This is a genomic window from Bradyrhizobium sp. AZCC 1578 (assembly GCF_036924675.1).
Taxonomy (GTDB): Bacteria; Pseudomonadota; Alphaproteobacteria; order Rhizobiales; family Xanthobacteraceae; genus Bradyrhizobium.
Map to the genome: position 1 here is coordinate 6963198 of NZ_JAZHRZ010000001.1, position 18645 is coordinate 6981842.

An 18645-nucleotide genomic window follows, 5' to 3' on the forward strand; every position below is an offset into this window, starting at 1 on the left:
GCCTCACTGCGGAGGCCGCAGCTCGATGCCATAGCGAGCATAGATCCGCGCGATGCTGCCATCGGCCAGGAGCGCCTCGATCGCCGCATCGACACGCTGTTGCAGCTTGTCGTCGGGGCGGAGCAGCCCCGCCGCAATATTCCAGTTCAAATCAGAATCGTTGTCGAACGCCGGAATCAGGCGCAGCGGCTTGTCGGCATGCTGCAGGTTGAACCAGCCGACCGTCATCGGTGTGACGGCGGCGGCCTCGATCTCGCGATTGGCCAATGCCGCGACAATGTCGTCCTCATACACGAATGGAGACGTGGCGGTGCCGCCCTTGGCGAGCATCATGGAGACCTGGCGTTCGGTCAGGGTTTACAAGACCGAAACGGGTGCGGATCCCGTGAAACTACGCTAGACTGCAGCAAAGCCCGTGTAAGCCGGGAAGGAATTGGACGTGGTGCTGCGAATGCTCCACGCGCGCGGAGGGTAGGCCGACAGCCGATGGTGCGATGCATCAATTGCGGTATCGGCAATGTCGCTGTCAGCATCAATGTCGCCCACAAAGGGAACACGATCGTGTCGGACAGTTGTTCAAGGAAGCGGCTGCTGAGATGCGAGCCGACCGCTGCCTGGAAACCGTTGGCTTGCGCTACGGATGGAGCCTGAGCGGAATGGGGCGTCTCATGAAAACGGAAATCGGAATTGTCCGGCGCGCGGCACAAAACGATCGCCTCGGGAGACGATCAGGTGCGGCGGGCCGGACAGTGTAGTGACCAGCGCAAGAGCAAGACCAAGGGGAGGAAATACGGATGAAGAAGCATTTGGGTTATTTTTCTCTACCCGTTGCAGTTGCGATCGGTGCGACGCTTGTCGCATCGTCAGCCTTTGCACAAACGGTTGATACCGCACGGATCGAGGCCGCCGGCCAGAATGACTGGCTGACCTATCACGGTTCCTACAAGTCGCATCACTACAGCCCGCTCGCTCAGATCAACACCAGCAACGTCGGAAACTTGGGTGTCGCCTGGATGCATATTCCGGGAAAATCCACCCGCGGGGTGCAGTCGATGCCGCTGGTGGCCGATGGCGTGCTTTACTACACCGGCTCGTACAGCCGAACCTTCGCGCTGAACGGCGCCACCGGCGAGTTGATCTGGCACTATTTCCCGGAACTGGACGAGGCGTTGATCAAGCGGCAGACGCACTCGCCTTACAATCGCGGTGTCGCCCTCGGAGAGGGCAAAGTCTACGTCGGCACAGTGGACGGTCGGCTCATCGCGCTGGACGCGAAGACCGGCAGGGTGGCGTGGGACACCAAGCTGATCGATTCCCAGAAGCTGACGGTCGGCTTCACCGGTGCGCCTCTCTATGCCAAGGGCTTGGTGATCATCGGCGCGCAGGGCGGTGAGTGGCCCGGCCGCGGCCCGATCTTCGCCATCGATGCCGCCACGGGGAAAAAGAAATGGGAGTTCCTGACGGTTGCCGGCACCGACGAAGCCATGAAGACCTGGGGCGGTGACTCCTGGCGCACCGGTGGAGGCGGCGGCTGGATGCCCGGCACCTACGATTCCGAGACCAACACCCTCTTGTGGGGCACTGCCAACCCGGCGCCGCTCTACGATTGGTCGGGAGCGGACTATAAGACGCAAGGCGCGCGTCCCGGTGACAATCTCTACACAAGCTCAGTGATCGGTCTCGACATCGATACCGGCAAATTGAAATTCTACCATCAGGAGCTGCCGCACGATGCCTGGGACTTTGACAGCGCCGTCGGCGAGTTCGTGATGCTCGAGCGCGACGGCCAGAAGCTCATCGTCCATCCGAACAAGGGCGGCTTCATCTTTGTTTACGACCGCAATCTCGCCGTGAAGAACGTCTGGCGGCTCGTTCAGAACATCAATTTCGTCAAGGACATCGATCCCAAGACGGGCGCGCTGATCGGGCGTCGCGACTTCACTGCGGGGAAGGTCACCGACCCGCCGCTGTGCCCATTCATTGGTGGCGGCATAAGCTGGAACGCCGGGTCGTACAGTCCAAAAACGGGCCTCTACTACAAGATCGGCCAGGAATGGTGCATGACGCTCGACGTCCAGAAGACGACGCCGGTGACGAGTCCACAGGTACAGCTTAACATCGGCGCCGATTTCAAGATGGCGCCTCCTCCGGGCGGCGAGATCTATGGTCATCTCGACGCGCGCGACCCCGTGACCGGGGTTAAGAAATGGGAGGTTCGCTACCCCGAGCCGCCGCTTGGCAGTGTGCTATCGACCGCAGGCAATCTCGTGTTCGTGCCTGATTCGCGCGGCACCATTCACGCCTACGATGCCGAAACAGGGACCGAGCTGTGGAATCACAACAACGGCACCGGCCATCAGGGTGGCATCGTCAGCTACTCTGTCGGCGGCAAGCAATACATTGCCGTGACAGCGGGCTTCGGCGGCATGTTGGCGGACGAATATGGGCCAAACTTCGGCGGCATCTACAAGAGCATGCCGCGCGACGACGGCATGCTCGTCGTCTTCAGCCTCAAATAGGCGATCGCAAACGATCTGCCGGGGGGCGGGCGCAAGCCTGCTCCCCGTGCGTTGAAGCGGCTGGGTGGCTTTCAGGGAAATGGAGCCGGACGTTTTGAAATTGCACTTGAAGAACATCGCACTGCTATCGGCGGTGCTGGGCGCGTCATTGGCGTGTGCCGGGTCGGTCCGGACGCAGCCTGCGAGCCCTGCGCCCGACAACGGGACGTTCGACGTCGAGCAGTTGTTCGCAGGGACCTGCGGCTTTTGTCACTCCAGTGGCGGCCGAGCTGCCGGCAAGGGGCCACAACTGATGAATTCACCACGAGACGACGATTTTTTGCGTGACCGCATAAAGAACGGCAAGGAAGGCGCAATGCCTGGATTCGCTGGGGCCTTCACCGACGCGCAGATCGAACAGATGGTCAAGTACATCCGGGCCTTGAAGCCGCGCGAGGGCTGAGCTGCCGAGACCCGATCCATCCATACGGGGACACGGAATGAAGACGATTCTCCCGTTCATGGTCGGCGCCGTCATCGGGCTGATCGGCCCGGCTCAGGCGCGTCCCCTCGACGCCATCCGCTCGACCGGCGTGCTTGGATTATGTGCTCATCCCAACTCGCTTCCATTCGCGAGCAAGGCCGGCGATCCGCCAGGATTTCAGGTCGAATTGGGACAGGCGCTGGCACGCGAACTCGGCGTCTCGCTGGAGCTCGACTGGATTATCACCCGGTACCAGATGCGCAGCGCCGGTTGCGACATTCTTCTGGATGTGATTGCCGATCGCGAGGCGCAAGGCGAGACCAACTTGAGGATTTCAAAACCCTACTATCGCACTGGCGTTGTCCTGGCCGTGCCGCAGGCCAGCAAGCTCACGTCGTTCAAGAGTCTCGACGGGCACACGAAGGTCGGGGTCCTGGTCGGATCCTTCGCGGCGATGGTCATTAGTCAGCGGCGTGTACCGACATCGACTTTCGGGTTTGAGATCGACAGCCTTGAGGCCGTGGCCAACCATGAGATCGACGCGGCGGCGGTCACGCCGACGGCGGCGAGCTATTTCAACCTGACGCATCCGGACAAAGCGCTCCGCATATTGGATCGCGACGAGAGCGAGGCGAACCTCAACTGGAATGTCGCTGTTGGCATGGTCCGGCCGGATGACAGCTTGCGCGATGCGATTGATGGGGCTCTGGAGCGGCTGCGCGCCGACGGCACGGTCGAGCGAATCTACCGGCGCTACGGCGTCATCCTGCAATCGCCGAAATAGTTGCGCGCCGGTGCGCGTCGTCGTGGCGACCTTTGCAGTGTTCTGATGTCAACGCTTGATCGGGCCGGGAGCGCGCAAGCCCGTCGAGCACGGAAGCCCCGATTGGCCAGCATTCTCGATACCGCGCATTGGCGGACTCAAGGCGGACATCGCGCTCGTAATAGCCCTGCTATCCGCGGATCGCCGCATTGGCCTTCTCGGCGGCGTTGGTCATCGCAATCTTCGCCGATCTCGCTCCGGTGACCACTTCATTCACGCCGATCATGAATGCGTCCAGGATGGGTCTCGAGAGCGCATGGAAAAGAATCGCCTTGGCGCGGTCAACATCGGCATTCTGCAAGTTGGTCAGCGCTGCCTCCGCGGCTTGTGCGCCGAACGCCTTCTTGAAGTCCTCGCTCGACCAGGCCGACACGCGTGTCGTCGCCAGCCCCGCTGCGGCGGTCCGCAGCGAGGTTGGCTTGCTTGTCGCCCACATCAGAAACAAGAACGCCGCCCGCTTGTTTCGGGAATGGGAATTGATGCAGGCCTGCCAGTGCGACATGAAGGGCACGGACGTGCGGCCGGCGACATGTGGAAAGGCGGCGAACACAGTCCGCCCGGCAACTTGGCTTTTGGCTGGATTGGAGATGTCGGTGGCGAAGTTGCTGCTGTCGATCGCCATCGCCGTCTTGCGCTGCAGGAAATCGTCCAGCACGTGGTACCATTCATAGCCGCTCACACCGCTGGGTCCGGCTTGGCTGAGCAGTCGACCGTACATCTCGACGGCCGCGATCGCCTCCGGGCCCGCGAAAGCGGCCTTGTTGTCCTTGACCATGTCCCCGCCATAGGAGAACACGAAGCTCATGGCCGGCACGGACGAATTGCCGCCGGCCTGCGCCCGCATGGCGATGCCCGACATCTCACTGGTCTTGGCCGCGTTGGCGGTGGCGAGCAGCTCATCGAAAGTCTGGGGAACGCGCAGATTCCTGGCTGCCATCGCGTCGCCGTTGATGAACAAGGTCACCGCCTCGGATGTGATCGGGCAGGCGTAGCGTTCGCCGTCCGGCCACAACGGAAAGGCTCGGGCTGTCTGGAGAAGATCATTCTCGTCATACCAGCCGAGATCGGTCAGCGACCTGTCGGAATAATAGGCGTTCAGCGGCTCGAGCCATCCTTTTGAGATGCCCTGGCCATAGGCCGTAAACATGAAGACGTCGGGTGTGCTGCTGCCGCGGGCGAGCTGGATCGGGAGCGCGCCCATATACGCGGTCTCCAATCGGAAGTCGGTAACGACGCTGATGCCGGTGAGCTTGGTGAAATCCCACAAAAGCGGTGTGATCGCGTTCGACCAGGGATGGATCGCGCCTGCGAGCGTGATCGTCTGCCCGGCAAATTGCCTCCAATCTATCGCAGCGTGCGCATAGACACCGGCGACATCCTCTGCGAAACCCCACCGTGGCAGGATGGCGAGGGCCGGCAGGGCGACGCCGGCCGCGCCCAATCCCTTGACGAAGCTGCGCCGGCTGGCCGACCCCGGACGGCTCGGAGGCTTTTCACCCTGCACCGTTTCATTTGGAGCCATGTGGTTGCTCCTGGCGGGGAGTGGGCCTTCACAACAGCCGAGCGACCCCACCCGTGACGTTCTGGCCCCTTGCGAGGGGACTGACGGGCTTCTAAGCCGGTGCAATCTGCAGGGTTGGCGCGTGCCGGTTCCTATCTAAACTACGCAGACCGCGGCTGTATTTTTACTATACTGGCAATACTCTTCATCGGCATCAGAAAAGAGCCGCTCACGCGAGCATCGAAGACTTAAGGCTAATGTCAATCCCTCTGACCCAGTCCTTTCGGTGGTTTGCTCGTCCGCTGACGCTGGTGGTTGTCGCGGTGGTTCTGGCTGTCGTGGTCTCGACCGGGTTTCTCGGCCTTCGATATTGGCAGGAGCGACAAGCGGCAAGTCTTGCACACGAAAAGAGTCGACAGGTGCTCGACACGCTGGATCGGCTGCGGGCGGTCATCGCCGACGTGGAGGCCCAAAGACGCGAGTATCTGCTGACTCTCGACCCCTCATATCTCAAGGCTTACGGCGTCTCCGACGAAAGCGTACGACGAGACACGCAGGCGCTCCAGGCTCTGGTCGCGAACGATCCCTTGCAGAACCATCGTGCCGGACATCTAGCGCTGACAGTTGCAGCAAAGCTGCGTGAGATCGATGACATCGTCAAGACGGCCAGCACCTCCGGGCTGGCGGCGCTGACCATGATCCGCAGCCTGGACGAGATAAGGTCGCAGATCGACCAGATGGTGGACCACGAGCGTCTCCTGCTCGTGGATCAGGAGAAGCGCGCCGAGGCACTCGAACAACGCAAAGCCAGGCTGATCGCGACCGCGATCGTCATTGTCGCAGTCCTGGCGGTGGTGGCGTTGGCGCTTGCACGGCTCGAAGCGATAAGGCGGCGTAAGGCGATCGCGGAGAACGTCGCGCTCCACGGCGATCTCCTGGCGCGCGATAAGAAGATCCGGCGCCTGGTCGACGCCAACATCGTCGGCATCGTCATTTGGGAGCTCGACGGTCGCATTCTCGAGGCCAATGACGCGTTTCTCCATATGTTAAGCTACGACCGCGAGAATCTTGCCTCGGGTCGGCTGAACTGGACCGACCTGACGCCGGCAGAATGGCGCGACCGCGACGCACGTGCCGCGGAAGAGCTGAGACGGACGGGGACCGTCCAACCATCCGAGAAAGAGTACTTCCGGAAAGACGGCAGCCGCGTACCGGTGCTGATCGGCGGGGTGATGTTCGAACAAAACCCAAATCAAGGTGTCAGCTTCGTGCTCGATCTGACCGAGCGCAAGCGAGCGGAAGAGGCGCTGCGGCAGAGCGAGGAACGCTTTCGCACCCTCGTGCAGTTCTCCTTCGACGTGTACTGGGAGACTGATGCGCAACACCGCTTCACTCACCAGGAGTTCGCGGAGAGCCTTGCCGACGCGCCGGCGCCGGGCGCCGAGATCGGCAAGACCCGTTGGGAAGTGCCTTACCTGGAGCCGGATGAAGAGGCCTGGCGCAAGCACCGGGAAACGCTCGATGCCCACCTGCCGTTTCGCGATTTTGAGCTTGCGCGAGCTGGCCCCGACGGCAGCAAGCGTTACGTGTCCGTCTCCGGGCTGCCGGTGTTTGACAAGACGGGGCGCTTCGTCGGCTACCGCGGCGTCGGGCGGCACATCACCGAACGCAGGCGGGCCGAGGAATCCTTGCGCGCCATGCAGGCGGAGCTCGCGCACGCCAATCGCGTCACCACGATGGGTCAATTGACGGCCTCGATTGCCCATGAGGTCAACCAGCCGATCGCGGCGACGGTTACCAATGCCGGGGCTGCCCTGCGCTGGCTCAGCGCTCAACCGCCCAATCTCGGCGAGGTTCGCGATTCCCTTCGCCGTATCGTCGAGGACGGCAAGCGCGCCGGCAACGTCATCAGCGGGATCCGGGCCCTCATCAACAAGGTGCCGCCGCGGAACGATCGGTTCGACCTCAATGAAGCCATCCTCGAAATGGTCGTGCTGACCCGGAGCGAAATGGTCAAGCACGGCATCTTGCTGCAGACCAACCTCGCGCCGGGCTTGCCTATGGTGAAAGGCGATCGCACCCAACTGCAGCAGGTGATTCTGAACCTGATCCTCAATGCCATTGAAGCCATGGAGGGCGTCGACCAGCGGGCAGGCGCACTGCGGATCAACAGCGAGAGGGAGGCCGCGGGCGGCGTGCTCGTCACGGTTCGCGATTCCGGCCCGGGCCTGGACCCGGCGGATGTCGAGCGCGTGTTCGAGGCCTTCTATACGACGAAGGCGAAGGGCATGGGCATGGGCCTCGCGATCTGCCGGTCGATGGTCGAGGCTCACGGGGGACGGATGTGGGCGAGCGCGAACGAACCGCGGGGCGCCGTGTTTCAATTTTCGCTGCCGCTGGAACAAGACGAGAGCGTTCAAGCCCGGCAGATCCGGTCCAATCCGGCCGCGTGAGGTTGCGGGTTGCGAGAAGCAAAGTGAGGAGCCGTTCGCGGTTGGAGCAAATGTCCCTGCGCTATGCTCGGACCGGCCACAATGAGGCAAACGCGGACATGTGCGTGCCCGAGACATTGCTTCCGGTCTCAAGTAGCTGCAGAATGGCGCGCCAGAACAGGTCTACGGGAGGGATATCATGATCTCACGTCGTCTTGTCATCCGACTGCTTGCGGCCGCAGTAATAGCTTTCGCGCTCAGCCCCATCCCGGTGGCCCTGGCGTTTTCGCCAGAGGCGCGCAACGCCAAGCTCGATGAAGTCCTGCGGGGCTTGGTGGAAGGCCGCAGCACTCCGGGTATCGTGGTGCTGATCCTCCAGGACGGCCGCCCGGTCTACAGCCGCAGCGTCGGCGTTCGCGAGGTTGGAAGTACCGCGCCGATCGGCGCAAACGACATGTTCCGAGTTGCCTCAATGACGAAGGCTGTCACCTCGGTGGCGGCGATGATCCTTGTCGAGCAGGGCAAGATTGGCCTGGATGATCCGGTTAGCCGCTTCCTCCCCGAGTTCACCAAGCTTCGGGTGCGAGGGCCCGACGGCGCCGAGGGGCCGGCCAACAGGCCCCCGACCATCCGCGAATTGCTGACCCATACCGCCGGGCTCTCCTATAACTTCATCAATAATGCTCGGCTTGTGGATGCATATCGCGACGCGCGCGTGACCGACGGGCTAGATCAGCCCGAAGTAACCACCGCTGAAGCAATGCAGCGTCTCGCCTCCGTTCCGCTTGGCTATCAGCCTGGTACGGGCTGGGAATACTCGCTCGCGACGGACGTGCTCGGCGCCGTCATCGAGAAGGTGACGGGAAACAGCCTGCAATCTTTTGTCACCGAGCGCATTGCAAAGCCCTTGCGCATCGAGAGCTTTGTGTTCAACGCGCCTGATACCGTTCGCTCACGCTTCGTGCAGGTGACGCGACCCGCACAGGTCACGGGCGCACTCGGCACAGGCTACGTTCCCGTGATGGGACCTGAGGCAGTGCCGTTCCCACCCACCAAGGGCACTGCCAGCCTCGACCCGAACCGCGCCTTCTCTCCGACTGCGTACAATTCCGGCGGCGCCGGCATGAGTGCCACTATCGGTGACTACGTGCGGTTCTTGCAGATGCTGCTGAACGAGGGCGAGCTTGACGGCGTGCGGGTGCTCCGCGCCGAGACGGTCCGGCAGATGACGCAGAACGCGACTGGCAACATGCCGACGATTCGCGGACCCGGTTGGGGCTTCACGCTGGGCTTTGGAATCCTGACCGATCCCGCCGCAGCCAAGAGCCGTCTTCCGGCCGGTAGCTATGGATGGGGCGGCATCTATGGCACGCAGTTTTGGATCGATCCGACAAACCGCGTCATCGGCGTAGTCATGACCCAGACGGCGATCATTGGCTCCGGTCCCATTTCGAATCCCGTCCGGGAGGCGTTCTATGCGGCCGATTGAAGGTTTGATAACCAGCCTGGGGATCGGTCTGCTCCCGCAAGGCGGGTGACGTTCCGCTCAAACGGTGCTCTCGGTCTACCTCCAGGAGCGGGAGTATATTTATCGATGGCTATCAGCTCCCCCGATCTGAAAGCGTTCTTGCTCGCCACACCTTTCTTCGGTGGCCTTTCAGATGCGGGCCTCGATCTCCTGATCTCGATGCTGGTCGAGCGCCGCTTCAACGCCGGTGCCACTGTCGTCGCGGAAGGAGAACCGGGGCGCTCCATGTTCATTGTTCACTCTGGCCACCTCGTGGTGAGCAAGCGGGCGGATGCCGGACGCGTCATTCGCATGGCGGATCTCGGGCCCGGTGATTTCTTCGGCGAAATGACGCTTATCGAAATGCAGAACCGATCAGCCACCGTCGTCGCGGAGAGCCCAACCATGCTGTACGAGCTCACAGCCCAAAAACTCTACATGTGCTACAAAGCCGACATCCATGCGTATGTGATGGTTATGCAGAATATCAACCGCGAGCTTTGTCGGCGGCTCCGCCGCGCCGACGACCGCATTGCCAGGCTGCAGATGCTTCACGCGAGGCAATGACGCAGGTTTCGCGCGCGGCGCGGGTGGGACGAAAAACTGCGAACGGCGAACGCTCCCTAAACCAATATGAAATTGGATTTGATTTGGACCACGAAGGAGGTGCGCTCCCTCTCCCGCTTGCGGGGAGGGTTGGGGTGGGGGTGTCTCCACGGGCGACACTGCCTGAGTGGAGAGAGCCCCGCCCGGCGCTTCGCCATAGCTGAGGCTTTGCCTCGGCGTCTCAGAGGACGGCCACCGAAGGTGGCCTACGCCTCCCCCGCAAGCGGGAGAGGAAAAGCGCGTCCGCGGCCAAAAAAACATCACGCTCTAGCTCGCTACGCACTCCGGCCCGGCGGGAGGACGACGACGATCGCGCCGAGCTTCACCCGATTGACGAGATCGATAACATCTTCGTTGGTCATGCGGATGCAGCCGGACGAAATGGCTTGACCGATATATTCCGGCTGGTTGGTGCCGTGGATGCGGTACAGCGTGTCCTTGTTGCCCTCGTAAAGATAGATCGCCCGCGCGCCCAGCGGATTGGCCGGACCTCCGGCAACGCGCTTCGGGTAGGGCCCGAGCCGGGCCTGGATCTCCGCCGTCGGGATCCAATCCGGCCATTCCGCCATGCGGCCAACCGTAGCGACGCCGGACCAGGCCAGCGCTTCCTCTCCCACCGTCACGCCGTAGCGGATCGCCTTGCCCCCAGGCAAGACGTAGTACAGATACTTGGCGTTGGTATCGACCAGGATCGTTCCCGGCTGCTCCTTGCGCGTGTAGTCGACAATATGCCGGCGATAAGTCTCGGGAATGCTGGCCTGCGCGTAAGGCGTGCGGGCGAGCAACTGCCGGTCCCTTGGGGTCAAACTGGCATTCGACGATGGTGCAAGCGTCGCTTGCATACAGCCGCCCAGCAGCCCTACCAGTAACAACGCGAGCCCACGCCCCATCATCGCGTGTCCTCCAAGAGTCCACATGGACGTAATTTGTTTGCTCAAAAAGTGTGGAAATCAAGGCGTCGCTCCCGGATCGGGTCAGGCCGGGGCATCACGACCTAGCCAGGTGACGTGCTGCGGCAAGCCGCAGCACGCCGCCCGATTACCGAGTGCCTTGAGATGGCGCCGAAACATGCGTCGGCTTCACGTAGTAGTTTGCCACCAGATGGTCGGCGATCTTGCGACCCATCGCTTCTCCGACCTCCAGCGAATTGCGGAAATGAATGCCGCCCCAGATGCGCACTTCTTTGTGCTCCTGGGTCATCTGCGCAAAGCTGGTGAATTGGCGCGAAAGGCGCGCGTCGGAAGTATCGGTCGCGGTGAAGCTTTCTGTCCCGGCGCCGAAAACAGCTTCCAGAACGCCTTGTGCCGCACCCGCGTTGATCCCGGCCTGCGACGGGTATTCGGGATGCATCGGCGTAGTGTTCAGAGGCTGCCAGCCTGCCTCGCGCTCCGTCGCATCGTTGCCGTCCTGGTCGCCGTTGCGGATCGCGGTAATCGGCCGCCAGAAATTGTATTGGAATTTGGCGTCCCAATCGACGATGAAGCAGTTGGCGAGAGCCATGGACATCAGTGCAAACACTCGCGCGCTTTCTGCCACCGGGAGGCCATGACGAGCGGAAGCCTGCCGAGCCGCCTGGAACCATGCGGGCCCGAGGTTGGCTTGCGTCCAGAAGCGCACGGCGTCGGACTGCGCGTCGGTCCGCTTCGCGCTTTTTACCCCACCCATTTCCTTGGTTTCATTGTAATCGCGCGCATAAAGAGCGCTGTTGAGGGCCGGGGGCGCACCCGGGCGGAACTGACTTGCACTCTCCAAGCCCCACGGCTTGGCTGTCGCATATTGAGGGAAGAGCGGCGGCGTGGTCGGCACCCATATGCCAGCCGTGGTGAACGGGCGGTATGTGTCGGGCGCGTTTGTCGCGTCGCTCTGACGTTCGGCGAAAACGGCGTCCGCAACTTTTGCGCCTAAATCAATACCCGCGGCCCGAGCGGGGTTGTCCGGAATGATTTTCATCGTCTCCGCGAAGGCTGCATCGATCCGCTCCTTCTGGCCGGGATACTGGCGCATGAGAATTTCGCGGGCAGCCGCCGCAGCGGCGGCCTCGGCTGAAGCGTTCGGGTCAATTGGAAGCTCCTGTATGTAACGCGAATATCGGTTCTGCACCGAGTTGACCGCGTCAGACATGGACACGTTTACGAGGGCCATGCTGCGCGTCCACGGATTACCGCCAACGTTGACCGCCTTCATCACGGCCATTGCGGTGTTGTTCCAATCGGCGATGACGTCCGCGTGGACCGCTGTATTGGCTGAAATTAGTCCCAGGCCGACGATTGCAGCTTTCAGTACGTTCATCGTTGCCTCCTTCGAAAAAGGTGGACTTTCAAATGACTGTCGATGTCGTGTGTACGTACCTCCGTATTCATCTTGTCGTGCGCGCAGCCGCATCTGTGCTCCGTCACGCGAAGGCGTCGCCCAACTGCCAAGGGTCCATTGCAACTTTCGCCAAGTCGGCCGATCGCGGCGGCACTTAGCGAACGGCGAGCCTATTGCTCGGGCGTGTCCGTTGTCGAAGAAGACATCGCGGACCAGCGCTCGTCAAAACTCGCAGTTGGGAGTTCGTTCGCGTCAACCGTGCGGCCATTCGACATGGTCGTGCCGGCGGAGACGGCAATGCTCTCCGTCGAAGGCGAGTGCGACCTCATGGTGGCGGCGGATGCGGCAACAGCAAGCAGAGCGACAGCCACGAACCCAGTTATCGTTCGATGCTTCGTCATCAGAACCTCCTGTGGTCCCGAGAGCCCCTTAGGGTGGGTCAGGGGAACGTCGCGAAGGTTCAACGGCAAAGCGAAAAGTGTGGATTGTGTGTTTCCACAGATCGGACAACTAAGTTGTCCCGAATTCAAACTGCTCACGCGACATTCGTCCATAGGCGAATGCCCCGGATTTTCATCCGGGGCTTTCGCGTGATCAAACTCGAGAGCTCAAGGCGCCCGCTTGAGCGTGTTCTCGATCATGTAGGCCGCGACCTTTCGGCCCACGTCCTCGCTGGTGCGGATCGCGAATCGATAGTGCACACCGCCCCACACGCGGACATTCTTCTGCTCCTCCGCCATATCGGCCAGGCTGGCGAATTGCCGCGTTCGCTTCGCATCTCGCACATCGGTTGCCGTGAAAGGAATCGCCTTCACGGGACCGAACACCGATTCCAGAACCGCCGTCGCGATCGTTGCGTTGATGGTCGCCTGCGAGGGATATTCTGGATGCATCGGCGTCGGGTTGAACGAGGTCCAGCCGGCATCGCGCTCGGTCGCATCGTTGCCGTCCTGGTCGCCATTGCGGATCGCGGTGACCGGTCGCCAGAAATTGTAGGTGTACTTCGCGTCCCAATTGACGATGTAGGCGTTCGCCAGACTCATGTTGAGCAGGGCGAACAGGCGGGCACATTCGGCGAGTGGCATCTCCTGCTTCATCGCGAGCTCGCGTGCCGCCGCCTGCCATGCCGGGCCGAAATTAGTGTTTTCCCAGAATTTAACCGCCTCGGTCTGCTCGGCGGTACGCGCCGTGCTCTTGGTGCCGCCGAGGCTCTTGACTTCGTTGTAGTCTCGCGCCCACTCGGCGCTCGACAGTGCTGGCGGCGGGCCGGGCCGGAACTGCTGGGCACTCCCAAACACCCATGGCTTTGCGCGCGCGTATTGTTCCCGGATCGGCGGTGTGGTCGGCACCCATACCCCTGGGGCAGTGTGCGGCCGGTAAGTGTCCGCAGCGTCGGTGCCGTCGTTTGCGCGGTCGGCCTGTACTGCGTCGGCGACCGCCATACCCAGCTTGATGCCCTCGGTCTTGGCAGACCCGTCCGGGATCGCCTGGAGCGATGCCGCGTAGGCCTCTTCGATCTTGTCCTTCTTGGTTGGGTAGATCTGAACAAGGATCTGCCGCGCGGCCGCCGCGGCCGCGGCTTCGGCCGACGCGCCAGGCGTAGCCGGAACCGTCGCGACCACGCGGGTGTAGCGGTTATGCACGGTATTGATCGCATCCGACATCGCAACATGCACCATGGCCAAGGTGCGCAGTTTGGGATTGTTGCCGAGGTCATTGGCCACCAGGGTACCGGTGGTCACGTTCCAGTCAGTGACGACATCGGCGCGCGCTGGCGCGCCCAACAGCGCGGCAGCGATGATGCCCGGCAGCAGAGTAGCTGCCGACATTCCTAAAACGGATTTCATCGGAAGACTCCTTTTTGCCGCCCACGCAATGGGGTGTTGTTTCACCCCAGGTGGGCGTGGGCACCTTAGTCCTCCGCATTTCATCTTGGTGTGAACCACTTCACCTGTGGCGCGAGAGACATCCCGAGCGGGACTATCGGCTTTTGCGGCACTAGCCATCGCGTCTCTCTGAATTTTTGCTGAGGCGGGCGCCGACCGACAATCTCGTTGATCCCACGGTGAGCTCAGGCCTAGACTGGGGAAGCTGAGCTATCCATGTCGTTCCAGGAGGATTCCATGAAGGTAGTTTCGCGATTCCTGCTCGCCGTGACCGTTCTCGCATTCGCCGCCGGCGGAGGCTATGCGCAGGACGGTGGCATGAAGAAGTGGTCAAAAGGAAAAGGATGGGGCTGGGTCTGGGGACCTCAGGACGAGGTCGGAAACCTCAACGAGATGACTGATGCATCACGTTTGGCTGCCTTGAAGCTCGTGACACAGGGTAGGGTCTACGATCTCGGCCTTCCGTACGACCGCTATTCATACAAATGGCCCGGTCACAGCCCGGGAGAAATCATGAGCTTCCGCTCGCCCGCGGGCGTGAGGAGCCAGAAGGATCTGTCGTTCACCACGCCGGAGGGAGGCAATACGGGGATCACCGCCTGGCATAGCAACGCGATCTTCATGAACGACAACGTGGCGACCCAGATTGATGGGCTCGGCCACGTCACGCATGGACCGAAGAACGAGTTTTACAACGGTTTCACGTCCGACGAGTGGGGCGGCGACTTCGGCGTTCGCAAGGCTGACGTGACCACGATCCCGCCGATCGTCGCGCGGGGCGTCTTGGTCGACGTTGCGGGCTTCAAGAACGTGGAGGCCCTTCCGTCTTCCTATGAAATCACTATCGCTGATATCGAGGGCGCGTTGAAGGCGCAGAACGTCGACGTCACCCCGGGCACGGTCGTTCTGCTGCGCACGGGAACTGCGCGCTACTGGGGCGAGAACGGCCGCGACCATGCCAAAATCGGCCAGCACGACTCGGCGGGCATCGGCCTGACAGCCGCGAAGTGGCTCGTCGAGGAGAAGGGCGCGCTTATGCTCGGTTCCGATACATCCGGGCTCGAATATGGGCCGCCGAAGCCGGCAGATTCTCAGGCCGTTGGCGGCAGCTTCATCCCGGTCCACGTCTATCTGCTGGTCCAGCAGGGCGTCCACATCCTGGAGTTCAATAATCTTGAGCGGCTCGCCGCAGATCGTGTCTACGAGTTCGCCTATATCCTGACCACAAACGCCATCCGCGGTACCGTGGCCGGCACGACGCTGCGGCCGCTCGCCCTCCGTTGAGAAGTTGCGTCCATTAGGGCCACATTCAGAGCGGACACGCTCTGCCTATCTTCCAACCGCCGGTCTGTGCCAATAGCAGAGGTGCGCACCAGATAAGCCATTGCCCCTTACCTATTCTTAAGGTTGTCCGGATCGGCTTCCGATCACCGCGCAACTGCGCCTCTCTTGAGAGCATTTTGCGCGAGAAAAGCATCAATGAGCGGCGGACCTGCGCCATTGCTAAGGGGAAACGTCCCTGTATAGTGTGAGTGATAACGAGCGCAACTTAACCGCGACAACGCGGTGATGTGGAGAATGCTCGATGAACAAAGTGCTCGCAGTTCTGTTGGGGGCGTCATTCCTCAGTTTGGCTGAGTTGCTTCCTCCCGTCATTCCCAACGCAGTTGCGCAAAGCGTTACTATCGATCGCGACGGTGTTCGCATCGATCGCAGAGGGCGCATTGATCGGCAGGACGCAACACGAATCGCGCGACGCAATGGCGTCCATCGCATCCGGAACATCGACAGGCGCGGCAGATACTGGGTCGTCACAGGTGAGACGCGCCGGGGGCGCGACATCTTAAGGCTAACGATTGATGCAAGAAGCGGCCGAGTGATTGGACGTCGCTACATGCATCGCTGAAAACTTAAGCGCTCTGGTTCGCACTGCGCGGCAATGTTGTTGTCATGAATACACCTTGGCGATCCGCTGCTCGTGAGGGTCAAATGGTTTCCGCGCATTTCTGCCGTTTGGTTGCGCTACAGATCTGTGCGCTGGCGCTCCCGATAGACGTGGCGCCAGCCCAGCAAGTAAACCACGCGACAACGCTCTTCAACAATGTCAGGGTCTTCGATGGCAAGGGCCAGACGTTATCCGAACCGACAAACATTCTTGTTCGAGGTAATCTGATCGAAACAATTTCCCAGACACCGATTTCGGTTGATCGAAGCGCCACTACGACGATTATCGACGGAGGTGGGCGAACGCTGATGCCCGGCCTGATCGACGTGCATTGGCACGCGATGTTGATCCGGGTGACGCCGGCACAGTCGCTCGGCGACGTTGGCTACCTCAATCTCGTGGCTGGCAACGAGGCGACTGACACTCTGATGCGCGGCTTCACCACCGTACGCGACGTGGGCGGTCCGGTGTTCGGTCTCAAGAGCGCCATCGACGAGGGCATCGTCAAAGGCCCGCGCATTTATCCGTCCGGTGCCGTGATTACTGTCACGAGCGGGCATGGGGATTTCCGTCAGCTAACTGATCTGCCGCGGACGATCGGCGGCATGCTGACGCGTATGGAGCAGACTGGCGGCGCGATGGTTGCGGACAGTCCCGACGAGGTGCGATTGCGCGTCCGCGAACAGTTCATGCAGGGAGCCTCCCAAGTCAAATTGACGGCAGGCGGCGGGGTGTCGTCACCCTTCAGTCCGATTGATGTGACCACATTTACCGCGACCGAAATGCGCGCCGCCGTTGAGGCAGCCGAGAATTGGGGCACCTACGTTACCGCGCATGCCTTTACGCCACATGCGATCCAGGTGGCTATTGCGGCTGGCGTGAAGTGTATCGAACATGGCATGCTGATGGACGACGCAACCGCCAAACTGTTCGCCGAAAAAGGGATTTGGTTAAGCATGCAGCCACTCCCCGAGGACTTGCGGCTGGGCTTTCCAGTGGGTTCAGTTCAGCGAGCCAAGGCGGATGAGGTCTGGCCCGGCATAGGTCGGACTTACGAACTGGCGAAGAAGTACAAGATCAAGACGGCGTGGGGCACTGACGTCCTATTCTCTGCTGCGCTGGCGCGCCAACAAGGGGCAATTCTGGCCTCGCTCACTCGCTGGTACACACCCGCCGAAGCGCTAATCATGGCAACCTCGACTAACGCCCAACTGCTGGAACTCTCCGGAAAACGAAATCCCTATCCGGGAAAGCTCGGCGTCGTGGAGCGGGGAGCGCTCGCCGATCTCTTGCTCGTCGACGGCAATCCGCTGGACAACATCAGCCTCATTGCCGATCCTGCCAACAGCTTCAAGGTCATCATGAAGGACGGTACGATTCACAAAAATACTCTGGCCAAGTGAGGACGTGCTGAGCCTGCTTTTCGGAATTGCATCCTCTGCGGCGGAGGTCCCTGATCAACGCGCCTGCGCAGGCGGCCGAGGGCCAAGCCGATTTCTCGCAGCGGATTCGTGCATCCTTGCCGACAATACTTCTGCCTGAATGGATGCCGGCAGTTTCATGGCGAACCATCGCGGACGAGCGGCATCTTCCCTTTGTCAGTCCGCGTCCGCGATGGATCCATCCTCAGACGTCGGCGTACGCGGCCATCAAGTCCGCTCACCTCTCGATAGCTGATATTGTCGCGCTGGTTCGGCAGTTCGTTTAACTCGAAGCAGGTTACGATGGAGACCGTTTACCGTCGGGCGACGCGCGAGGACGCAAGCGGTCTCTCCGATATTCGACGGCGATCGATCCTTGGACTCGCGCCGCCGAAAATGTCCGTTGCCGAAGCGCAGGCGTGGGCTGCGAAGCTCACGCGCGCCGGAATGGAGCAAAAGCTGCGTGAGCTGGAAGTATGGGTGGCCGAGCTGGACGGCATCGTAGCCGGGTGGGGGGCCATTCGCGGCGACTGGCTGGAGGGACTCTATACCGACCCGGAATTTGCCGGCCGGGGCGTTGGCGCGGGGTTACTCGAGATGTTCGAGCGGCTGATGTGCGAGCGAGGCATTCGGGCGGTGCGGGCCGAAGCCAGTTGGAACGCGATGGCATTCTACCTTCGTCGAGGTTACCGGGCGAATGGTCCTCAGTCGCCGAATGGCGCTTGGCCCATTGCGAAGGAGCTTCTATAGCCGCCTCCGCCGAAGCTGAGGCCGGAGGTTCGAACGGCGCTTTAAACCGTTCGCGGCGCTTGATTTTCACCGCGTGAGGGGCGACTTTGGCGCCCGCTTGGCCGGGCCCGTCGGAGCCCGCGCGGCAGGTTGTCAGGAGGATATTGCGTGGCGGACCATCAGGTGCACGATTTGACGCCGGAAGACGTTTCCAAGGGGATGGCGGAGGGGCGCTATCTTCTGGTCGATGTCCGCGAGCCCAATGAGGTGGCGGTGGAGGCCTATCCGGATGGGGTGGTGGTTCCGCTCCAGAGCTTCGATCCGGCGGCCATTCCGGAACCGCAGGGAAAGCAGGTGGTTTTCGCCTGCCGCTCGGGCAAGCGCTCGGTGACGGCTTCGCTCGCAGCGCAGGCGGCGGGGCTGCCTTACGACAAGCATCTGGCAGGGGGCATCATCGGCTGGAAGGCTGCGGGATTGCCGACCAAAACCGGCGGCTGATCTGC

16 protein-coding genes are annotated in these 18645 nt (G+C 61.7%); 11 read left to right on the forward strand and 5 right to left on the reverse strand.

Annotated elements, in window-relative coordinates; translation table 11 throughout:
- Positions 1-3: 3 nt before the first annotated feature.
- Complete coding sequence (locus tag V1290_RS33070; RefSeq protein WP_334368234.1) at positions 4-333, reverse strand: transporter substrate-binding domain-containing protein; 330 nt, start codon at positions 331-333, stop codon at positions 4-6.
- Between the two features lie 461 nt (positions 334-794).
- Here V1290_RS33070 and V1290_RS33075 point away from each other — a divergent pair, with 461 nt between their 5' ends.
- The 3 genes from V1290_RS33075 to V1290_RS33085 all read left to right on the forward strand — a co-directional run bounded on the left by V1290_RS33075 (position 795) and on the right by V1290_RS33085 (position 3766).
- A complete protein-coding gene (locus V1290_RS33075) occupies positions 795-2519 on the forward strand; it encodes a pyrroloquinoline quinone-dependent dehydrogenase (protein WP_334368235.1) in 1725 nt (574 codons plus the stop codon).
- A gap of 94 nt (positions 2520-2613) precedes the next feature.
- Complete coding sequence (locus V1290_RS33080) at positions 2614-2961, forward strand: c-type cytochrome (protein ID WP_334368236.1); 348 nt, start codon at positions 2614-2616, stop codon at positions 2959-2961.
- Positions 2962-2998: 37 nt separating this feature from the next.
- A complete protein-coding gene (locus V1290_RS33085; RefSeq protein WP_334368237.1) occupies positions 2999-3766 on the forward strand; it encodes a substrate-binding periplasmic protein in 768 nt (255 codons plus the stop codon).
- Positions 3767-3935: 169 nt separating this feature from the next.
- Here V1290_RS33085 and V1290_RS33090 read toward each other — a convergent pair whose 3' ends face one another.
- Positions 3936-5327, reverse strand: coding sequence for an ABC transporter substrate-binding protein (locus tag V1290_RS33090; protein ID WP_334368238.1), 1392 nt, complete (start codon positions 5325-5327; stop codon positions 3936-3938).
- 236 nt (positions 5328-5563) lie between these two features.
- On the opposite strand from V1290_RS33090, the gene V1290_RS33095 reads away from it, so the two are divergent.
- From V1290_RS33095 to V1290_RS33105, 3 genes are all read left to right on the forward strand, one after another.
- Positions 5564-7759, forward strand: a complete 2196-nt coding sequence (locus V1290_RS33095) for an ATP-binding protein (protein ID WP_334368240.1) — start codon at positions 5564-5566, stop codon at positions 7757-7759.
- Between the two features lie 178 nt (positions 7760-7937).
- Complete coding sequence (locus V1290_RS33100) at positions 7938-9227, forward strand: serine hydrolase domain-containing protein (protein WP_334368241.1); 1290 nt, start codon at positions 7938-7940, stop codon at positions 9225-9227.
- A gap of 105 nt (positions 9228-9332) precedes the next feature.
- Entirely contained in the window at positions 9333-9812 is a 480-nt protein-coding gene (locus tag V1290_RS33105) for a Crp/Fnr family transcriptional regulator (RefSeq protein ID WP_334369254.1), read from the forward strand.
- A gap of 314 nt (positions 9813-10126) precedes the next feature.
- Here the strand turns inward: V1290_RS33105 and V1290_RS33110 are convergent, their stop codons facing one another.
- From V1290_RS33110 to V1290_RS33120, 3 genes are all read right to left on the reverse strand, one after another.
- Positions 10127-10744, reverse strand: a complete 618-nt coding sequence (locus V1290_RS33110) for a L,D-transpeptidase (RefSeq protein WP_334368242.1) — start codon at positions 10742-10744, stop codon at positions 10127-10129.
- A gap of 145 nt (positions 10745-10889) precedes the next feature.
- Complete coding sequence (locus V1290_RS33115) at positions 10890-12140, reverse strand: vanadium-dependent haloperoxidase (RefSeq protein WP_334368243.1); 1251 nt, start codon at positions 12138-12140, stop codon at positions 10890-10892.
- 629 nt (positions 12141-12769) lie between these two features.
- On the reverse strand, positions 12770-14008 hold the full coding sequence (locus V1290_RS33120) for a vanadium-dependent haloperoxidase (RefSeq protein ID WP_334368244.1): 1239 nt from the start codon (positions 14006-14008) through the stop codon (positions 12770-12772).
- A gap of 276 nt (positions 14009-14284) precedes the next feature.
- On the opposite strand from V1290_RS33120, the gene V1290_RS33125 reads away from it, so the two are divergent.
- The 5 genes from V1290_RS33125 (at position 14285) to V1290_RS33145 (ending at position 18640) form a co-directional block, all read left to right on the forward strand.
- Positions 14285-15331 carry a cyclase family protein gene (locus V1290_RS33125; RefSeq protein ID WP_334368245.1) on the forward strand — a complete coding sequence of 349 codons (1047 nt, stop codon included), beginning with the start codon at positions 14285-14287 and terminating at the stop codon, positions 15329-15331.
- Between the two features lie 301 nt (positions 15332-15632).
- A complete protein-coding gene (locus V1290_RS33130) occupies positions 15633-15953 on the forward strand; it encodes a hypothetical protein (protein WP_334368246.1) in 321 nt (106 codons plus the stop codon).
- Positions 15954-16036: 83 nt separating this feature from the next.
- Entirely contained in the window at positions 16037-17395 is a 1359-nt protein-coding gene (locus V1290_RS33135) for a metal-dependent hydrolase family protein (RefSeq protein WP_334368247.1), read from the forward strand.
- 321 nt (positions 17396-17716) lie between these two features.
- Positions 17717-18163 (forward strand): GNAT family N-acetyltransferase, encoded by a 447-nt coding sequence (locus V1290_RS33140; RefSeq protein WP_334368248.1) that lies wholly within the window; start codon positions 17717-17719, stop codon positions 18161-18163.
- A gap of 198 nt (positions 18164-18361) precedes the next feature.
- Positions 18362-18640: a rhodanese-like domain-containing protein gene (locus V1290_RS33145; RefSeq protein ID WP_051379298.1), complete on the forward strand. Its 279-nt coding sequence runs from the start codon at positions 18362-18364 to the stop codon at positions 18638-18640.
- The last annotated feature ends 5 nt before the right edge of the window (positions 18641-18645 follow it).